This window comes from Burkholderia sp. AU30198, from assembly GCF_020419825.1.
Lineage (GTDB): Bacteria > Pseudomonadota > Gammaproteobacteria > Burkholderiales > Burkholderiaceae > Burkholderia.
Window position 1 is genome coordinate 152,974 of the sequence record NZ_JAIZSA010000013.1, and the last position, 18,138, is coordinate 171,111.

The following is an 18,138-nucleotide window of genomic DNA, read 5'->3' on the forward strand; positions in this document are numbered from 1 at the left end:
TCAGCTTGTCACAGGTATTTGACAGTAAATTGAAATGATAAGAGGAAGCGAATCGTCAGGCGGGCGGGGTGCCGTCGGGCGGTGTCGCGGTGGCGCGGCGGCGCGCACGCTTTGACGCGCCGTTCACGAGCGCCCAGCGCAGCATGGGTGCGACGAGCCGTATGCCGGGCCGGACCACCGCGCGTCGCAGCGGCGCGAACGCCGACACGCCGAGCATGCGCTGCGCCCACGGCGGCAGCAGGTCGATCCCCGCATGCATCACCAGCGACGCGGCCGGCCGCAGCGCGGGCTTCGCGACCGGCACGTTCAGCAGGATGGACATCACGTCGAAGGTGCGCGGCCCGGCCTCGAGTTCGGGCTGCATGCGCGCAAGATAGGCGGCCACCTCGGCGCGCGAACGGGGAACCTCGTGTGCGCCGAGCAGCTCGGCGACCAATGCCGTTTCGGCGTAGTAGCGATCCTGCAACTCGCCCGGCAGCGCCGGATTCACGTAGCGCAGATGCGCGGCGAGGAAGCTCGACACTTCCGCGACATGCACCCAGGTCAGCAACGCCGGATCGTCGGCACGGTACGGCCGGCCGTCCGGCGCGGTGCCCGAGATGTGCGCGTGGATCGATTTCACGCGCTCGATCAGCGCGAGGGCGTCCGCGCGGCTGCCGAACGTCGTACCGGTGATGAACGTCGCGGTGCGGCGCAAGCGGCCCAGGATGTCGGTGCGGAACGACGAGTGATCCCAGACGCCCGCGAGCGCGAGCGGATGGAGCGCCTGCAACAGCAACGCGGCGATGCCGCCCGTCATCATCGACGTGAAGTCGGCATGCACGCGCCAGCAGACGGCGTCGGGGCCGAACAGCCCAGGGTCTCCCGGCGGCGAAGAGAGGTCGAGCGACGGGCCGCCACCGCCCGCCGTCAGGTGCGTGACGCCGGCCACGAGCCGCTTGCGGATCGGCTCGGCCCAGCGCGGGCCCGGTGCGGGTGCGGCGGGGTGGTGGCTGGGCGGCGTCGTCATGGTGCGTGTGGATCGGGCGACGGGTTACTTCCCGTCGGGGGTATCCCACTCGCCGCGTTCGGTGCGGCCGGCGTCCGGCACGGAAAGCCCGAAGTGGCGATAGGTGAGCAGCGTCGCGACACGCCCGCGCGGCGTGCGCTGCAGGAAGCCCTGCTGGATCAGGTACGGTTCGAGTACGTCCTCGATCGTGTCGCGCTCTTCGCCGATCGCTGCGGCGAGGTTGTCGATGCCGACCGGGCCGCCGTCGAACTTGTACAGGATCGCTTCGAGCAGCTTGCGGTCCATCAGGTCGAAGCCGACCGGATCGACGTCGAGCATCGCGAGCGCGGCATCGGCGACGGCCGCGGTGATCTGGCCGTCGGCCTTGACTTCCGCGAAGTCGCGCACGCGGCGCAGCAGCCGGTTTGCAATCCGCGGCGTGCCGCGCGAGCGCTTCGCGATTTCGAGCGCGCCGTTCGGATCGATCTGCGCGTTCAGCAGCGACGCCGAGCGCCGCACGATGCGCGACAGCTGCTCGGCATCGTAGAACTCGAGGCGCGCGACGATCCCGAAGCGATCGCGCAGCGGGTTGGTCAGCATCCCGGCGCGGGTGGTGGCGCCGACCAGCGTGAACGGCTGCAGGTCGAGCTTCACGCTGCGCGCGGCCGGGCCTTCGCCGATCATGATGTCGATCTGGTAATCCTCGAGTGCCGGATACAGGATTTCCTCGACGACCGGCGACAGCCGGTGGATCTCGTCGATGAACAGCACGTCGTTCGCTTCGAGGTTGGTCAGCAGCGCGGCGAGATCGCCCGCGCGCTCGAGCACGGGGCCCGACGTCTGGCGCAGGTTCACGCCCATCTCCCGCGCGATGATGTGCGCGAGCGTCGTCTTGCCGAGGCCCGGCGGCCCGAACAGCAGCACGTGGTCGAGCGGCTCGGAGCGGCGCTTGGCGGCTTCGATGAAGATCTCGAGCTGGCCGCGCACCTTTTCCTGGCCGACGTAGTCGTCGAGCTGGCGCGGCCGCAGCGCACGTTCGAACACCTCCTCGTGCGACGAGGCGGGTGTGGCGGCGATGATCCGCTGCTCGGTGGCGAGTTTGTCGGTTTCAATCATGCGGCCATTGTACCGCGCGCCGCTGTCCCGCCCACCTGGCCGAACGGCCGACTGGCGAGCGCCGCGCGGCCGCGCGACACTGGTTTCGACGCACCGTCTGGCGGCGCGTCATGAGGGCGTTACACCTTCGACAGCGCCTTCAGTGCGAGCTTGATGCCTTCGGATACACCGGTGCCCGCCGGCACGTTCTTGATCGCGGCGAGGCCTTCCTTTTCGGAATAGCCGAGTGCAAGCAGCGCGTTGAGGATGTCGGTTGCGTGGTCGGACGGCGACGCGGCGCCGGCGAGCTCGCCGAGATCGGCGCCGAGCTTGCCCTTCAGCTCGAGCAGCAGGCGCTCGGCCGTTTTCTTGCCGATGCCGGGCAGGCGCGTGAGGCGTGCGGCGTCCTGCATCGTCACGGCCTGTGCGAGCTCCTGCACGCTCATGCCGGACAGCACGGCGAGCGCCATGCGCGCGCCGATGCCGGTGATCTTCAGCAGCTCGCGGAAGGTCGTGCGCTCCTGCGGCGTCAGGAAGCCGTACAGCAGGTTCGCGTCCTCGCGGACGATCTGCTGCGTGAGCAGCACGACGCGCTCGCCCGTTTGCGGCAGGTTGTAGAAGGTGCTCATCGGCACGTCGATTTCGTAGCCGACGCCGTTGCAGTCGACGAGCAGGTGAGGCGGGTTCTTTTCGAGCAGGATGCCGGCGATGCGACCGATCATGGATGACTTGATGCGAGGAAGAAAGCGCGAGTGTAGCGCACGTGCGGCGCTATGCCGACGGGATCGGCCGTCAGGCCGGGGCGATGGGTGTCGCGGGCGCGCCGCGTGCGCTCAACACGGCCGATTCCGTGCGCCGCGCGCTGGCATGTGCGGTATCAGCCGACCAGTCGCCCGCGCCGCACGCGCAGCCCTTTCTTCGCGAGCGCCGGCGCGAGGCCGCCGAGCGTGCTGAGCGTGTTGCCGCCGTGCGCGTGGCAGATCGCCATGCCGAGCGCGTCGGCCGCGTCGGAGCCCGGTTGTCCGGAGAGGTTGAGCAGCCGCGTGACCATTTCCTGCATCTGCGTCTTGGTCGCGCGGCCGTAGCCGACCACCGCCTGCTTGAGCTGCAGTGCCGTGTATTCAGCCACCGGCAGGCCGCCCGCGACGAGGCCGCAGATCGCGGCGCCGCGCGCCTGACCGAGCAGCAGCGTCGACTGCGGGTTCACGTTGACGAACACCTTTTCGATCGCGGACTGGTCGGGTGCGTGCTCGCGCACGATGGTCGAGACGCCCTGGAAGATCGTGCCGAGCCGGGTGGCCAGGTCGGCGGTCGGCGTGCGGATCACGCCGCTCGCGACATACGCGAGCCGGTGGCCGCTGACGTCGATGATGCCGAAGCCGGTGACGCGCAGGCCGGGGTCGATGCCGAGAATTCGCATGAGTAAGGGGAGAAGCCTGATGCAGCGATACTACAACGAATGGTGCGGTGCGCTGGCCGCACGGTCGCGTACGAGAGCGCCGCGCAATAAAAAACCCGGCGGGTGCAATGCCGCCGGGTTGTCGTGCAGCGGCCGCGCGGGCCGCATGCGATCAGTGACGGAAGTGGCGCACGCCCGTCAGGATCATCGCGATGTTGTGCTCGTCGGCTGCGGCGATCACTTCGTCATCGCGCATCGAGCCGCCCGGCTGGATCACGCAGGTCGCGCCGGCCGCCACGACGACGTCGAGGCCGTCGCGGAACGGGAAGAACGCATCCGATGCCACGGCCGAGCCGGTCAGCGTCAGGCCCGCGTTCTGCGCCTTGATGCTCGCGATCCGCGCGGAATCGACGCGGCTCATCTGGCCTGCACCGACGCCAAGCGTCATGCCGTTGCCGCAGAACACGATCGCGTTCGACTTCACGTACTTCGCGACGCGCCATGCGAACAGCAGGTCGTCCATTTCCTTCGGCGTCGGGTGGCGCTTCGTGACGACACGCAGCTCGTGCGGCTGCACGTTCTTCGAGTCGAGCGACTGCACCAGCAGGCCGCCGCCCACGCGCTTCAGGTCGAATGCGTTGTGGCCGTTGCCCAGTGCGATTTCGAGCAGGCGCACGTTCTGCTTCGCGGCGAACACCTGCTTCGCGGCGTCGGAGAACGACGGGGCGATCAGCACTTCGACGAACTGCTTCGCGACAGCCTGGGCCGCCGTTTCGTCGACTTCGCGGTTGAACGCGATGATGCCGCCGAACGCCGACGTCGGGTCGGTCTGGAACGCCTTCGCGTACGCATCGGCCGAATCGTTGCCGACCGCGACGCCGCACGGGTTCGCATGCTTGATGATCACGCACGCCGGTGCGTCGAACGTCTTCACGCATTCCCACGCCGCGTCGGAATCGGCGATGTTGTTGTACGACAGTTCCTTGCCCTGCAGCTGGCGGTAGTTCGCGAGCGCGCCGGCCGGCGTTGCGAGGTCGCGGTAGAACGCCGCGCTCTGGTGCGGGTTCTCGCCGTAGCGCAGGTCCTGCACCTTGTCGAACGCCATGTTCAGCGTTGCCGGGTACGCGCTGCGCGACGCGTGCTTCAGCTCGTCGGTCAGGCTCGTCAGGTAGTTCGTGATCGCGCCGTCGTATTGCGCGGTGTGTGCGAACACCTTCGTCGCGAGGCGGAAGTTGGTCGGGTAGCCGACCGCATTGCCGTTCGCCTTCATTTCATCGAGCACGACCGAGTAATCGGCCGGGTCGACGACGACCGTCACGTCGCGGTGGTTCTTCGCGGCCGAGCGCAGCATCGTCGGGCCGCCGATGTCGATGTTCTCGATCGCGTCGGCGAGCGTGCAGTCGTCCTTCGCGATCGTCGCGACGAACGGATACAGGTTCACGACCAGCAGGTCGATCGTCGGGATGCCGTGCTGTTCCAGCGCCTGCATGTGCTCGGGCAGGTCGCGGCGGGCCAGGATGCCGCCGTGCACCTTCGGGTGGAGCGTCTTCACGCGCCCATCGAGCATTTCCGGGAAGCCCGTGTAATCAGCCACTTCGGTCACGGGCAGGCCCGCGTCGGCGAGCAGTTTCGCGGTGCCGCCGGTCGACAGCAGCTTGACGCCGAGGTCGGACAGCGACTTTGCGAAGTCGACGATGCCGGTCTTGTCGGAAACGGAAATGAGCGCTTGCTTGATCATGATGGAACCACCAATAGCCAGGGAAACGGGGACGGGACGGCCGCCTACAGCAGGCCGTGCTGCTGCAGCTTCTTGCGCAGCGTATTGCGATTGATGCCGAGGTACTCCGCGGCGAGCGACTGGTTGCCGCCGGCCTGTACGAGCACGACCTCGAGCATCGGCTTTTCGACGCAGGACATCACCATTTCATAGACGTCGTGCGGATTGGAGCCGTCTAGATCCCGGAAATACACGTCCAGGCTCTCGCGGACACATTGTTCGATGTTGTGCTTGCTCATGCTGCTAACTGGTTATGGTCGTCCGACTCGCCCTGGCCGTTTTCCTCTTCGTCATCGACGTAGACGAGGTGGTCCGACAGCGCCTTTTGCGCCTCGAAGAATGCATTGACGGCGGCGAGCTGCTCGCGGGTGGAATCGAGCGTGTTCATCCTGTGCCGGAACCCGTTGGCACCGGAAAGGCCGCGAGTGTACCAGCCGATGTGCTTGCGCGCAGTACGGACGCCCGTGAATTCACCATAGAAAGCGTAGTGGTCTTCCAGGTGTTCGTTCATCACGTGCTGGATCTCGTCGATCCGCGGCGGGGGCAGCAGCTCGCCGGTTTGCAGGAAATGATCGATTTCGCGGAACAGCCACGGCCGACCTTGCGCGGCACGACCGATCATCAGGGCATCGGCACCGGTTGCGTCGAGCACGGCCTTCGCCTTCGCGGGCGACGTGATGTCGCCGTTTGCGACCACCGGAATCCGCACCGCCGCCTTCACGGCCGCGATGGTGTCGTATTCGGCGTCGCCGCGGTACAGGTCGGCGCGCGTGCGGCCGTGCACGGTGAGCATCGAGATGCCGGCGGCTTCGGCCAGGCGCGCGACCGTGATCGCGTTCTTGTGCTCGCGATCCCAGCCCGTGCGGATCTTCAGCGTGACGGGCACTGCATCCGGCCCCGTGCCGACCGCCGCGACGACCGCCTCGACGATGCGCTGCACGAGCGGCTCGTTCTGCAGCAGCGCGGAGCCGGCCGCGACGTTGCAGACCTTCTTCGCCGGGCAGCCCATGTTGATGTCGATGATCTGCGCGCCGTTGTCGACGTTGTAGCGGGCCGCTTCGGCCATCATCGCCGGATCGGCGCCGGCGATCTGGACCGCGATCGGCTCGACCTCGCCTTCATGGTTCGCGCGCCGCATCGTCTTCGCGCTTTTCCACAGCTGTGCGTTGGACGCGACCATCTCGGACACGGCGTAACCGGCCCCCAGCCGCTTGCAGAGCTGGCGGAACGGACGATCCGTCACGCCGGCCATCGGGGCGACGAACAGGTTGTTACGCAATACGTGAGGGCCGATAACAGGCATCGCAATGGCACCGCCCGCGGCGGGCGCGGGCAGGGAAAGGGCAGACGGAAACGCGCATTTTACCGTATTCCCATGTCCCGCCGATTTGACCCGGTTTGAGTGGCGCAACTGTGCGCGCCGCGCGTCAGTTGCGCTGGCCGAACATCATCTGGCGCGCGATCAGCTTCTTCAGCGGCGGCACGAACTCGAGCGCGGTGAGTGCGGCGCCGCGCAGCAGCGGGAGCGGGCCCGAGTCGATCGTGAACAGGCGTGCCAGCGTGTCGGTCGCGCCGATCGTGAAGCGCCGGTCGAGCGCGCGGCGCGCGTTGAAGGTGGCGAGCGCGGTCGCTTCGAAGCCTTGCGCGGACAGCGTGTCGACGAGCGTATGCGCGTCGCGCAGCCCGAGGTTGAGCCCCTGGCCCGCGACGGGGTGCAGGGTTTGCGCGGCATTGCCGACGATCGCGACGCGGCCGTTGACGAGCGTCTGGGCGGCGTTCAGGCCGAGCGGGAACGACGCGCGGCCCGCGATCGCGACGAACTCGCCCATGCGTTCGCCGAACGCGGCGCCGAGTTCGCGCAGGAACGCGTCGTCGGGCAGCGCGGCACGCCGCGCCGCTTCGTTGGGCGTGCAGCACCAGACGAGCGCGTACTCGGCCTGGCGCGGGCCGCCGAGCGGCAGCAGCGCGAGCGGGCCTTCGTGCGTGAAGCGTTCCCATGCGACGTTCGGGCGCGGCGCCGAGACCGTGACCGTGCCGACGAGCGCGGTCTGCCCGTAGTCGCGGCGATGCTTGGCCGTATCGGCCTGCTGTTCGTGGAACAGCCCGCCTTCGGCATTGATGACGACGCGCGCGCGCAGCGTGCGCTCGCCTTGCGGGCCGTCGAGCGTCAGCGTGACGCCGTCGGCATCCTGCTGCGGCGCACGCGCGGTGGTCGACGTGAGCCAGTCGATGCGCGTGCCGCGCACGGCACCCGCGAGCGCCTGCATGAGCGAGCCGTAGCGCACGACGTAGCCGAGCGCGGCGACGTCGTGCTCGTCGCGGTCGATCAGCGTGCGGCCGAAATGGCCGCGCTGCGACACGTGGATATGTTCGATCGGCGTCGCGTCGGCGGGCCACGCGAGCGTGTCGAGCAGCACGCGGCTGCCGTGCGACACGGCGATCGCGCGCGGATCGTTCGCGTTCGCGGCCGGTTCGCGTGCATCGATCAGCGCGATCGATGCGTGTTGCGTCGCGCTGCGGCGTGCGAGCCAGCCGGCGAGCGCGAGCCCGACGGGGCCCGCGCCGACGATGGCGAGGTCGTAGTCCGGCATGGCCGGGGAGGAAGCGGTCGTCATCTTGATTCGTGAAACGGAGGTAACGGTCGGCGGCGGCGGGTCATGCGCCCGCGCGCATCAGCGCTTCGATTTCGTCCGCCGCGACGGGCACGCCGCGCGTGATCAGCTCGCAGCCGTGCTCGCGCACGATGGCGTCGTCCTCGATGCGGATGCCGATGTTCCAGTACTCGGGCGGCACGTCGTCGGCGGCGCGCACGTACAGGCCGGGTTCGACCGTCAGCGTCATGCCGGCCTTCAGCGTGCGCCACGGCAGCACGCCGTTGCCGTCGCGCTCGGCGAGCCGCTCGCGGTAGTCGCCGCAATCGTGCACGTCCATGCCGATCCAGTGGCCGGTGCGGTGCATGTAGAAGCGCGTGTACGCACGCTCGGCGATCACGTCGTCGACGTTCGAGAAGCGCGCTTTCGGGATGATGCCGGTGTCGAGCAAGCCCTGCGCGAGCACGCGCACGGCCGCGTCGTGCGGCGCCTCGAACGGCACGCCGGCGCGCGTCGCATCGATCGCCGCCTGCTGCGCGGCGAGCACGATGTCGTACAGCGTGCGCTGCGCGGGCGAGAAGCGCCCGTTGGCCGGGAACGTGCGCGTGATGTCCGACGCGTAGCCGTCGAGTTCGCACGCGGCGTCGATCAGGATCAGGTCGCCGTCCTTCGCGGCTGCGTTGCCGGCCGGGTAGTGCAGCACGCACGCGTTCGCGCCGGCCGCGACGATCGAGCCGTACGCGGGCGACTGCGCACCGTGCTTGCGGAACACGTACAGGAGTTCGGCTTCGAGTTCGTATTCGCGGATGCCGGGGCGGCACGCCTGCATCGCGCGGCGGTGCGCGAGCGCGGAGATATGCGCCGCGCGCATCATGATCGCGAGCTCGTGCTCGTCCTTCACGAGCCGCATGTCGTCGAGCAGCGGCGTGAGGTCGAGCATCGCGTCCGGCGCGGCGACGCCCGTGCGCGCCCGCGCCCGCACCGCGTCGACCCAGCCCGCGAGCTGGCGGTCGAAGTCGGCCGACGCGCCGAACCGGTAGTGCACGGTGCCCGCGTCGGCGAGCAGGCGCGGCATCTCGGTGTCGATCACGTCGACCGCGAATGCCGCATCGAAACCGAACGTGTCGCGCGCGGCTTCGGGCCCGTAATGGAAGCCTTCCCAGATCTCGCGATCGGCATTCTTGCCGCGGCAGAACAGGATCGACTCCGGCGTGCCATGTGGCGCGGCGGCGTTCAGCACGAGCACGGCATCCGGCTCGCTGAAGCCCGTCAGGTAATGGAAGTAGCTGTCGAACCGGTACGGATAGTCCGTATCGCGGTTGCGCGGCACTTCGGGCGCGGTGGGGACGATGGCGACGCCGCCGCCGGCGGCACGCAGTGCGGCAAGCACGCGTTCACGGCGCTGGCGGTAGACGTCGACGGCGATGGCGGTATCGAGGGGCGCGTTCATTCGTGCGATTGTAGCGCCGCGGGACGCCGCGCGTGAAAGAGGGGCGGGAAGCCCGCCGGAAAGCCCGCACGACGGTTGTTGCAAACCATCCACAGGCCGGCCGGGCGATTTTCTATCGCGCCATGCTGGCCGGTTATGATCGACGACAACGTATACTCCCGGCGGTTCCCAAAAAAAGGCAGATGATGAAATTAATCGGTTCGCTCAGCAGCCCGTACGTCCGCAAGGCGCGGATCGTGCTGGCTGAAAAGAAGATCGACTACAAGCTGGAGCTCGAGAACGTGTGGGCGCCGGAGACGGATATTCATGCGTCGAATCCGCTCGGCAAGGTCCCGTGCCTCGTGATGGAGGATGGTGCCGCGGTGTTCGATTCCCGCGTGATCTGCGAATACGTCGATACGCTGTCGCCGGTCGGCAAGCTGATTCCGCCGTCGGGCCGCGAGCGCGTCGAGGTGCGCTGCTGGGAAGCGTTGGGCGACGGCGTGATCGACGCGTCGGTCGCGATTCGTATCGAACATACGATGCGCGACGAGGCGCAACGCAGCGCGAGCTGGATCGCGCGCCAGCAACGCAAGATCGACGACGGTCTCGTCGCGATGTCGCAGGGGCTCGGCGGCAAGACGTGGTGCGTCGGTAATCATTACACGCTCGCCGACATCGCACTCGGCTGCGCGCTCGGCTATCTCGACTTCCGGATGCCCGAGCTCAACTGGCGCGATCGCCACCCGAACCTCGACAAGCACTTCGTGAAGCTGCTGCAACGGCCGTCGTTCGCCGACACGCTGCCGCAGAACTGAGCCGAACGCGACTTATTCACGGATTCGGCAGACGAAAGAAAAGCGCCCCGCGGGGCGCTTTTCTTTTTGCCGGGCCGCCCCGCGGCGGGGGCGGTCGCCCGCTTCATTCGATCGACGCGTACACGGCCTCGCCGAGCGTGAACGAATCGCTGCGCGAAATCGGCCACCACTTGTCGTACAGCGTGAAGCCGCAGGTGTTGCCGTCGAGCAGCGAGCCGGGCTTCAGGTACTTCAGCAACTGCGACATCAGCCGGACCTCGTGCGGGGCGATGCGCTGCACGATGTGATGCGCGCGCAGCTCCGACGGATGCGCGAGGCCGGCCGCCTGCACGAGTTCCTGCAGCGCGTGCAGCGTGTTGCGGTGGAAGTTGTACACGCGGTCGGCCTTGTCCGGCACGACGAGCGCGCGCTGGCGCACCGGGTCCTGCGTCGCGACGCCGGTCGGGCAGCGGCCCGTGTGGCAGGTCTGCGCCTGGATGCAGCCGACCGCGAACATGAAGCCGCGCGCCGAGTTCACCCAGTCCGCGCCGATCGCGAGCGTGCGTGCGACGTCGAACGCGGTGATGATCTTGCCGCTCGCGCCGAGCTTCACGCGGTCGCGCACGCCGATCCCGACGAGCGTGTTGTGCACGAGCAGCAACCCTTCCTGCAGCGGCACGCCGACGTGGTCGGTGAATTCGAGCGGCGCCGCGCCGGTGCCGCCTTCCGCGCCGTCGACGACGATGAAGTCCGGCACGATGCCGGTCTCGAGCATCGCCTTCGCGATCCCGAAGAATTCCCACGGATGGCCGACGCACAGCTTGAAGCCGGTCGGCTTGCCGCCCGACAGCGTGCGCAGCCGTTCGACGAATTCGAGCAGCCCGCGCGGCGTCGAGAACTCCGAGTGCGTCGCGGGCGAGATGCAGTCCTTGCCCATCGGCACGCCGCGCGTCTCGGCGATCTCGGGCGTGATCTTCGCGGCCGGCAGCACGCCGCCGTGGCCGGGCTTCGCGCCCTGCGACAGCTTCACCTCGATCATCTTGACCTGCGGATCGGCGGCCTGCTTCGCGAACTTGTCGGGGTTGAAGGTGCCGTCGTCGTTGCGGCAGCCGAAGTAGCCGGACGCGATTTCCCAGATGATGTCGCCGCCGTTTTCGCGATGGTACTTCGACAGCGAGCCTTCGCCCGTGTCATGCGCGAAACCGCCTTTCTTCGCGCCGAGGTTCAGCGAGCGGATCGCGTTCGCGGACAGCGAGCCGAAGCTCATCGCCGAGATGTTGAAGATCGAAATGTCGTACGGTTGAGCGCGACTGGCGCCGACGCGGACGCGGAAATCATGGTTCGGCAGCTTCGTCGGCGCGAGCGAGTGGCTGATCCATTCGTGCGCGACGGCCTTCACGTTCAACTCGGTGCCATAGGGGCGATTGTCGGCGACGTTCTTCGCGCGCTGGTAGACGAGGCTGCGCTGCGCACGCGAGAACGGCTTTTCGTCGGTGTCGTCCTCGACGAAGTACTGGCGGATTTCAGGTCGGATGAATTCGAACAGGAAGCGGAAGTGGCCCCAGAGCGGGTAGTTGCGCAGGATGGCGTGGCGGTCCTGCTTCAGGTCGTACAGGCCGAGCGCGACGAGGGCGGCCGGGATCACGAGCCACAGCCACGCGATCGTGTGCCGGGCGGCGAGCGCCGCGACGGCCACGAACAGCAGGACCGCGCACCACATCGCGATATAGCGTCGGGAAAACATGGGGACTCCATCGTAATTGTCTGGATGGCCGTCACGTCGCCAGGATTGCGCGGCGGGCGGCAAGTCGGCGCGCGTGGCATCGCGCGGGCCCGGCGGGCATGCTGCCCGTGCCGTACCCGCCGCCGCCGGCGCCCACGATGGTCGAGAGTCTACTACGGGTGTCGCGAAGCCCGCCTTACCGAGACGGGGCCTAGCTGTCCGTGCCGGTCGGGCGGATGAACGGGCTGTACGCCGGGCTGCCGGGCTTCAGCCGGGCGTCGTCGTCGAAGTCTTCGTCGCGGTTGAACGGCACCCGCGGCCACGCATGCCAGTCGCGCAGCCGCGCGCGGTAGCCGGCGAGACTGTGCACGAGGCGCGCGTCCTGCCGCCGCGCGGCGTCGCCCGCGAGGCCGCCGCGGACATCGTGGATCAGGTGCGGTTCGAGCACGTCGAAGCCGACGTAGCGCAGCGCGTACATGATCGGCCACAGCAGCAGGCGGGTGTCGCCTTCTCGGCCGTCGGGTGCGCAGGCGGCGGCCGACGAGCCGGTCGTGACGCTCAGCAACACGCGCCGCCCCTGCAGCACGCCGCGATCGTGGCGCTGCCGGCTGCTGTAGAGGCCGCCGTAGACGAACACGCGATCCATCCAGCCCTTCAGGATCGCGGGTGCGCCGAACCACCACAGCGGGAACTGCAGGATCAGCGCGTCGGCCTGTCTCAACTGGCCGACCTGATGCGCGATCTCGGGCGCGAGCGTGCCGCGTTCCCAGTGATGGCGCTGCTCGCGCTGCGTGTCGAAGCGGGCGGTGTCGAGCCGGTCCGCATAATGGCGCGGTGCTTCGCACGGGTCGAACGCGTCGGCGTACAGGTCCGCGACCATCGCGGTATGGCCGCCTGCGCGCCAGGCGTCGGCCGCCGCGCCGGCGAGGGTGGCGTTGAACGACTGCGGTTCGGGATGGGCGACGACGATCAGCGCATGCATGGCGGGCTCCGGGAGTGTGCGACGATGATGGCCGGCGGCGACGGGGCCGCGCAATCACGCACCCGGAGGTAACCATGGCATTTCCCGGCGACGTCTATGCGGCGGACTGCTCGGCGCGCGACGCGCTGGCGCTGGTCGCCGGCAAGTGGTCGCTGCTGATCCTGCCCGCGCTGGCCGAGCGGCCGCTGCGCAACGGCGAGCTGCTGCGGCGTATCGGCGGGATTTCCCAGAAGGTGCTGACGCAGACGCTGCGCGAGCTGGAGCGCAACGGGCTGATCGAACGCGTTGCTGTGGCCGCGCGGCGCGCACACGTCGAATACCGGTTGACGGCGGTGGCGGGGTCGCTCGTGGCGCTCGACCGCTGGGCCGAGCGCCATTTTCCCGAGCTGGACGCGGCGCGCGAGCGCTACGACGCGTCGGTGCGGAACATGCGGTGAGCGGCGCGGCCGCTTCCGTCCGGCCGCCGCTTGCGCGGCGCCGGCGCGTCAGCGGGCGAGCGCGAGGGCAGGTGCGTCGTTCGCCTGCGTATTGCCGGACAGCGCCGATTCGATGATCCCGCCGCCGAGGCAGATCTCGCCGTCGTACAGCACGGCCGACTGGCCGGGCGTGACAGCCCACTGCGCGTCGTCGAACGCGAGCGAGAAGCGCGCTTCGCCTGCCGGGCCGGGCGTCGCGGCGCCGAATGCGCACGCCGCGTCGGCCTGCCGGTAGCGGGTCTTCGCGCCGCAAGCGAAGCCTTCGGCCGGCGGCTCGCCGGCGACCCAGCTCACGTTGCCGGCGACGAGCTGGTGCGCCAGCAGCCACGGATGATCGTGCCCCTGCACGACGTACAGCGTGTTCGACGCAATGTCCTTCGCGGCGACGAACCACGGATCGCCGTTGCCACTCTTGCTGCCGCCGAGGCCGATGCCCTTGCGCTGGCCGAACGTGTAGAACGCGAGGCCGATGTGCTCGCCGACGACCTTGCCGTCCGGCGTCTTCATCGGGCCGGGTTTCGTCGGCAGATAGCGGTTCAGGAAATCGCGGAACGGCCGTTCGCCGATGAAGCAGATGCCCGTCGAATCCTTCTTCTTCGCGTTCGGCAGCCCGATCTGCGCGGCGATCTCGCGCACCTTCGTCTTCGGGATCTCGCCGAGCGGGAACATCGTCTTCGACAGTTGCGCCTGGTTCAGCCGATGCAGGAAGTACGACTGGTCTTTCGTATGATCGAAAGCCTTCAGCAGTTCGAACCGCCCGTCGCGCTCGCGCACGCGCGCATAGTGGCCGGTCGCGATCATTTCCGCATCGAGCGACATCGCGTGATCGAGGAACGCCTTGAACTTGATCTCGGCGTTGCACAGCACGTCGGGGTTCGGCGTGCGGCCGGCCGAGTATTCGCGCAGGAACTCGGCGAACACGCGGTCCTTGTATTCCGCCGCGAAGTTGACGGCTTCCACGTCGATGCCGATCAGGTCGGCCACCGACACGACGTCGATCCAGTCCTGACGCGTCGAGCAGTATTCGCCGTCGTCGTCGTCTTCCCAGTTCTTCATGAACAGGCCGACCACGTCGTAGCCCTGTTCCTTCAGCAGCCACGCGGTCACCGACGAATCGACGCCGCCCGACATGCCTACCACTACCCGGCGCTTGCTCATTTGTTGACCGCCTGACGTTCGAATGCTTCGGGGCGCGGCGCGACCGAATGCGTGTGCACGAAATCGAGCGGAATGCGCCGCCCGGCGAGGTAATCGTCGACGCAGCGCAACACCGCGGGCGAGCGATGGCGCTCGCTGCACGCGCGCAGTTCGTCGGCGGTCATCCACAGCGTGCGGACGATGCCGTCGTCGAGCGCGTGGCCCGCGATCGGCTCGCCGGCCGTGCCGCAGAACGTGAAGCGCAGATAGGTTGCGCCGGCGGTGCCGGGACGATCGTAGTGCGCGAGATAGACGCCGACGAGCGCGTCGGGCGTGAACGGGTGCGCGGTTTCCTCGAGCGTCTCTCGGATCACGGCGTCGGCCAGCGTTTCGCCGGCTTCGAGATGGCCTGCCGGCTGGTTGATGCGCAGGCCCGACGAGGTTTCTTCCTCGATCATGAGAAAGCGGCCGGCGTGCTCGACGAGCGCGGCGACCGTCACATGCGGGGTCCAGATTTCGGGTTTCATGGTTCGGCATTTTACCGGTTGCGCCCGAACGCTGCCGGTCGTTGCGCTAAACGAATCAGACCCTTTCAATTCGTCTGTCGTGCCGATACACGGCGACACCGGACGGGCCGGCATCGCCGTCTCGCACGATCGTGCCAAGCGCGCTGGTACGGCCCTCGCTTTCGCCTAAAGTGGAGAGTGAGTGTCGTCGCTCGTGAGTCGGTCGTCAGCCTGCCCGGCTCGTTGTGCAGTAAAAGTCGCAACAAACGAAAAACTGACAATGACTGGAGGGACCGACGATGCATATTGGCGTGCCTGCCGAAACGCGGGCGAACGAGGCGCGTGTGGCTGCGACGCCGGAAACCGCGAAGAAATTCGCGGCCGCCGGCCATCGGGTCAGTATCGCGAAAGGGGCCGGCATCGCCGCGAGTTATCCCGACGCAGCCTATGCGGCCGCCGGTGCCGAACTGACCGGCCAGTCGGCCGCTTTCGATGTCGACATCGTGCTGAAGGTCCAGGCGCCCACCGACGCCGAACTGCCGCTGCTCAAGCGCGGCGCCGTGCTGGTCGGCATGCTCGATCCGTTCAACGGCGAGCAGGCGGCGAAACTTGCCGCAGCCGGCGTGACGGGCTTCGCGCTCGAAGCCGCGCCGCGCACGACGCGCGCGCAGAGCCTCGACGTGCTGTCGTCGCAGGCGAACATCGCGGGCTACAAGGCCGTGCTGGTGGCCGCGGCGCTGTATCCGCGCTTCTTTCCGATGCTGATGACGGCCGCGGGTACCGTGAAGGCCGCGCGCGTGCTGATTCTCGGCGCGGGTGTCGCGGGCCTGCAGGCGATCGCGACCGCGAAGCGCCTCGGTGCGGTGATCGAGGCGTCCGACGTGCGGCCGGCCGTGAAGGAGCAGATCGAGTCGCTCGGCGCGAAATTCCTCGACGTCCCGTATGAAACCGACGAAGAGCGCGACGCGGCGCAGGGCGTGGGCGGCTACGCGCGTCCGATGCCGCCGTCGTGGCTCGGCCGCCAGGCCGCGCTCGTGCACGAGCGCGCGAAGCAGGCCGACATCGTGATAACCACCGCGCTGATTCCCGGGCGCCCGGCACCGACCTTGATCTCGGTCGAGACCGTGCAGTCGATGAAGCCGGGCTCGGTGCTCGTCGATCTCGCAGCCGGCCGTGGCCCCGAATTCGACGGGCGCAAGAGCGGCAACTGCCCGCTGACGGTCGCCGACCAGGTGATCGTGCACGACGGCGTGACGATCGCCGGCTACACGAATCTCGCGTCGATGCTCGCAGCGGACGCGTCGGCGCTGTATGCCCGCAACCTGCTCGACTTCATGAAGCTGATCGTCACGAAGGAAGGCACGCTCAACATCGACCTGACCGACGACATCGTCGCCGCGACGCTCCTGTGCCGCGACGGCGAAGTCGCGCGCAAGTAACCGGGGAGAGGGGCCATGGAAATCATCAATCACACGGTGATCAACGTGATCATCTTCGTGCTGGCGGTGTACGTCGGCTACCACGTGGTGTGGAACGTCACGCCGGCGCTGCATACGCCGCTGATGGCCGTGACCAATGCGATCTCGGCGATCGTGATCGTCGGCGCGATGCTCGCGGCGGCGCTCACCGTCGGCGCGACCGGCAAGGTGTTCGGCACGCTCGCGGTCGCGCTCGCGGCCGTCAACGTGTTTGGTGGCTTCCTCGTGACGAGGCGCATGCTCGAGATGTTTCGCAAGAAGGCGCCGAAGCAGGCCGAGGGCGGCAAGGAGGGCACGCGATGAGCACGAACGTCGTCACGCTGCTGTACCTCGTCGCGTCGGTGTGCTTCATCCAGGCGCTGAAAGGCCTGTCGAACCCGAAGAGCGCGCGGCGCGGCAACCTGTTCGGGATGGCCGGGATGGCCATCGCGATCCTCACGACGATCGCGCTGATCGCCAGGCAGGCCGAGTGGCTCGGCGCGAACCTGCCGCTCGGCATCGCGCTGGTGCTCGGCGCGCTGATCGTCGGCGGCGGCGTGGGGGCGTTCGTCGCCGCGCGCGTCGAGATGACGAAGATGCCGGAGCTCGTCGCAGCGATGCATTCGCTGATCGGTCTCGCGGCCGTGTGCATCGCGTATGCGGTGGTGTCGGAGCCGGAAGCGTTCGGGCTCGTGCCGCAGGACGCGGTGTCGTCGAACTTCATCCCGTACGGCAACCGCGTCGAGCTGTTCATCGGCACGTTCGTCGGCGCGATCACGTTCTCCGGCTCGGTGATCGCGTTCGGCAAGCTGTCGGGCAAGTACCGGTTCCGGTTGTTCCAGGGCGCGCCGGTCGTGTATGCGGGCCAGCATCTGCTCAACCTGATGCTCGCGCTCGCGATGCTCGGCTTCGGCATCCTGTTCTTCATCACGCAGTCGTGGCTGCCGTTCGTCATCATGACGGCGATCGCGTTCGCGCTCGGCGTGCTGATCATCATCCCGATCGGCGGCGCGGACATGCCGGTGGTCGTGTCGATGCTGAACTCGTACTCCGGGTGGGCGGCGGCCGGCATCGGCTTCTCGCTGAACAACGCGATGCTGATCATTGCCGGGTCGCTCGTCGGCTCGTCGGGCGCGATCCTCTCGTACATCATGTGCCACGCGATGAACCGCTCGTTCTTCAACGTGATCCTCGGCGGGTTCGGCGGCGAGGCAGCGGCCGGTGGTGCGGCAGGTGCGAAGGAGCAGCGGCCGGTGAAGTCGGGCTCGGCCGAAGACGCGTCGTTCATGCTCGGCAATGCGGAAACGGTCGTGATCGTGCCGGGTTACGGCCTCGCCGTGGCTCGTGCGCAGCACGCGCTGAAGGAGCTGACCGACAAGCTGGTCGAGAAGGGCATCGACGTGAAGTACGCGATCCATCCGGTTGCGGGGCGGATGCCGGGGCACATGAACGTGCTGCTCGCGGAAGCGGAAGTACCGTACGAGATCGTGTACGAGATGGACGACATCAACGGCGAATTCGGCCAGGTCGACGTCGTGCTCGTGCTCGGCGCGAACGACGTCGTGAACCCGGCCGCTAAGAACGATCCGCAATCGCCGATCGCGGGGATGCCGATCATCGAGGCGTACAAGGCGCGCACGGTGATCGTCAACAAGCGCTCGATGGCGGCCGGCTACGCGGGCCTCGACAACGACCTGTTCTACATGGACAAGACGATGATGGTGTTCGGCGATGCGAAGAAGGTCATCGAGGACATGGTGAAGTCGGTCGAATGACGCATG

The 18,138-nt window shown here is 68.0% G+C and carries 18 protein-coding genes; 5 read left to right on the plus strand and 13 right to left on the minus strand.

Annotated features, from left to right (window positions below; all coding sequences use genetic code 11):
- Nucleotides 1-55: 55 nt before the first annotated feature.
- From LGN19_RS26285 to LGN19_RS26325, 9 genes are all read right to left on the minus strand, one after another.
- On the minus strand, nt 56-1,009 hold the full coding sequence (locus tag LGN19_RS26285) for an oxygenase MpaB family protein (protein ID WP_122944487.1): 954 nt from the start codon (nt 1,007-1,009) through the stop codon (nt 56-58).
- A 24-nt stretch (nt 1,010-1,033) separates the two neighbouring features.
- On the minus strand, nt 1,034-2,104 hold the full coding sequence (ruvB, locus tag LGN19_RS26290) for a Holliday junction branch migration DNA helicase RuvB (RefSeq protein WP_122944488.1): 1,071 nt from the start codon (nt 2,102-2,104) through the stop codon (nt 1,034-1,036).
- Between the two features lie 119 nt (nt 2,105-2,223).
- The gene (gene ruvA, locus LGN19_RS26295; protein WP_226217908.1) at nt 2,224-2,805 is read right to left on the minus strand and encodes a Holliday junction branch migration protein RuvA; all 582 of its coding nucleotides are present in this window, start codon (nt 2,803-2,805) and stop codon (nt 2,224-2,226) included.
- Nucleotides 2,806-2,960: 155 nt separating this feature from the next.
- The gene (gene ruvC, locus LGN19_RS26300) at nt 2,961-3,503 is read right to left on the minus strand and encodes a crossover junction endodeoxyribonuclease RuvC (protein WP_011350965.1); all 543 of its coding nucleotides are present in this window, start codon (nt 3,501-3,503) and stop codon (nt 2,961-2,963) included.
- Between the two features lie 151 nt (nt 3,504-3,654).
- Entirely contained in the window at nt 3,655-5,220 is a 1,566-nt protein-coding gene (gene purH, locus LGN19_RS26305; RefSeq protein ID WP_226217910.1) for a bifunctional phosphoribosylaminoimidazolecarboxamide formyltransferase/IMP cyclohydrolase, read from the minus strand.
- Between the two features lie 44 nt (nt 5,221-5,264).
- Entirely contained in the window at nt 5,265-5,498 is a 234-nt protein-coding gene (locus LGN19_RS26310; protein WP_006476892.1) for a Fis family transcriptional regulator, read from the minus strand.
- Nucleotides 5,495-6,562 carry a tRNA dihydrouridine synthase DusB gene (gene dusB, locus LGN19_RS26315; protein ID WP_006497523.1) on the minus strand — a complete coding sequence of 356 codons (1,068 nt, stop codon included), beginning with the start codon at nt 6,560-6,562 and terminating at the stop codon, nt 5,495-5,497. The genes LGN19_RS26310 and dusB overlap by 4 nt, the downstream gene beginning before the upstream one ends.
- A 124-nt stretch (nt 6,563-6,686) precedes the next feature.
- A complete protein-coding gene (locus LGN19_RS26320) occupies nt 6,687-7,874 on the minus strand; it encodes a UbiH/UbiF/VisC/COQ6 family ubiquinone biosynthesis hydroxylase (protein WP_226217912.1) in 1,188 nt (395 codons plus the stop codon).
- 40 nt (nt 7,875-7,914) lie between these two features.
- The gene (locus tag LGN19_RS26325; protein ID WP_226217925.1) at nt 7,915-9,300 is read right to left on the minus strand and encodes an aminopeptidase P N-terminal domain-containing protein; all 1,386 of its coding nucleotides are present in this window, start codon (nt 9,298-9,300) and stop codon (nt 7,915-7,917) included.
- 185 nt (nt 9,301-9,485) lie between these two features.
- Between LGN19_RS26325 and LGN19_RS26330 the strand changes: the two genes are divergently transcribed.
- On the plus strand, nt 9,486-10,097 hold the full coding sequence (locus LGN19_RS26330) for a glutathione S-transferase family protein (protein ID WP_043191886.1): 612 nt from the start codon (nt 9,486-9,488) through the stop codon (nt 10,095-10,097).
- Between the two features lie 103 nt (nt 10,098-10,200).
- Here the strand turns inward: LGN19_RS26330 and LGN19_RS26335 are convergent, their stop codons facing one another.
- Entirely contained in the window at nt 10,201-11,820 is a 1,620-nt protein-coding gene (locus LGN19_RS26335) for an FMN-binding glutamate synthase family protein (RefSeq protein WP_122944493.1), read from the minus strand.
- Between the two features lie 190 nt (nt 11,821-12,010).
- Nucleotides 12,011-12,781 (minus strand): NAD(P)H-dependent oxidoreductase, encoded by a 771-nt coding sequence (locus LGN19_RS26340; protein ID WP_226217927.1) that lies wholly within the window; start codon nt 12,779-12,781, stop codon nt 12,011-12,013.
- A gap of 74 nt (nt 12,782-12,855) precedes the next feature.
- On the opposite strand from LGN19_RS26340, the gene LGN19_RS26345 reads away from it, so the two are divergent.
- Complete coding sequence (locus LGN19_RS26345; RefSeq protein ID WP_226217928.1) at nt 12,856-13,218, plus strand: winged helix-turn-helix transcriptional regulator; 363 nt, start codon at nt 12,856-12,858, stop codon at nt 13,216-13,218.
- A gap of 48 nt (nt 13,219-13,266) precedes the next feature.
- On the opposite strand, the gene mnmA is transcribed toward LGN19_RS26345, so the two are convergent.
- Nucleotides 13,267-14,415, minus strand: coding sequence for a tRNA 2-thiouridine(34) synthase MnmA (mnmA, locus tag LGN19_RS26350; protein ID WP_226217930.1), 1,149 nt, complete (start codon nt 14,413-14,415; stop codon nt 13,267-13,269).
- Entirely contained in the window at nt 14,412-14,921 is a 510-nt protein-coding gene (locus tag LGN19_RS26355; protein ID WP_122944497.1) for an NUDIX hydrolase, read from the minus strand. The genes mnmA and LGN19_RS26355 overlap by 4 nt, the downstream gene beginning before the upstream one ends.
- Before the next feature lie 278 nt (nt 14,922-15,199).
- On the opposite strand from LGN19_RS26355, the gene LGN19_RS26360 reads away from it, so the two are divergent.
- From LGN19_RS26360 to LGN19_RS26370, 3 genes are read left to right on the plus strand one after another with little or no spacing between them, the layout of a single operon-like run.
- The gene (locus LGN19_RS26360; protein WP_122944498.1) at nt 15,200-16,339 is read left to right on the plus strand and encodes a Re/Si-specific NAD(P)(+) transhydrogenase subunit alpha; all 1,140 of its coding nucleotides are present in this window, start codon (nt 15,200-15,202) and stop codon (nt 16,337-16,339) included.
- Between the two features lie 15 nt (nt 16,340-16,354).
- Nucleotides 16,355-16,681, plus strand: coding sequence for an NAD(P) transhydrogenase subunit alpha (locus LGN19_RS26365; RefSeq protein WP_122944499.1), 327 nt, complete (start codon nt 16,355-16,357; stop codon nt 16,679-16,681).
- Nucleotides 16,678-18,132 carry an NAD(P)(+) transhydrogenase (Re/Si-specific) subunit beta gene (locus LGN19_RS26370; RefSeq protein ID WP_226217932.1) on the plus strand — a complete coding sequence of 485 codons (1,455 nt, stop codon included), beginning with the start codon at nt 16,678-16,680 and terminating at the stop codon, nt 18,130-18,132. Before LGN19_RS26365 ends, LGN19_RS26370 begins: the two co-directional genes overlap by 4 nt.
- The last annotated feature ends 6 nt before the right edge of the window (nt 18,133-18,138 follow it).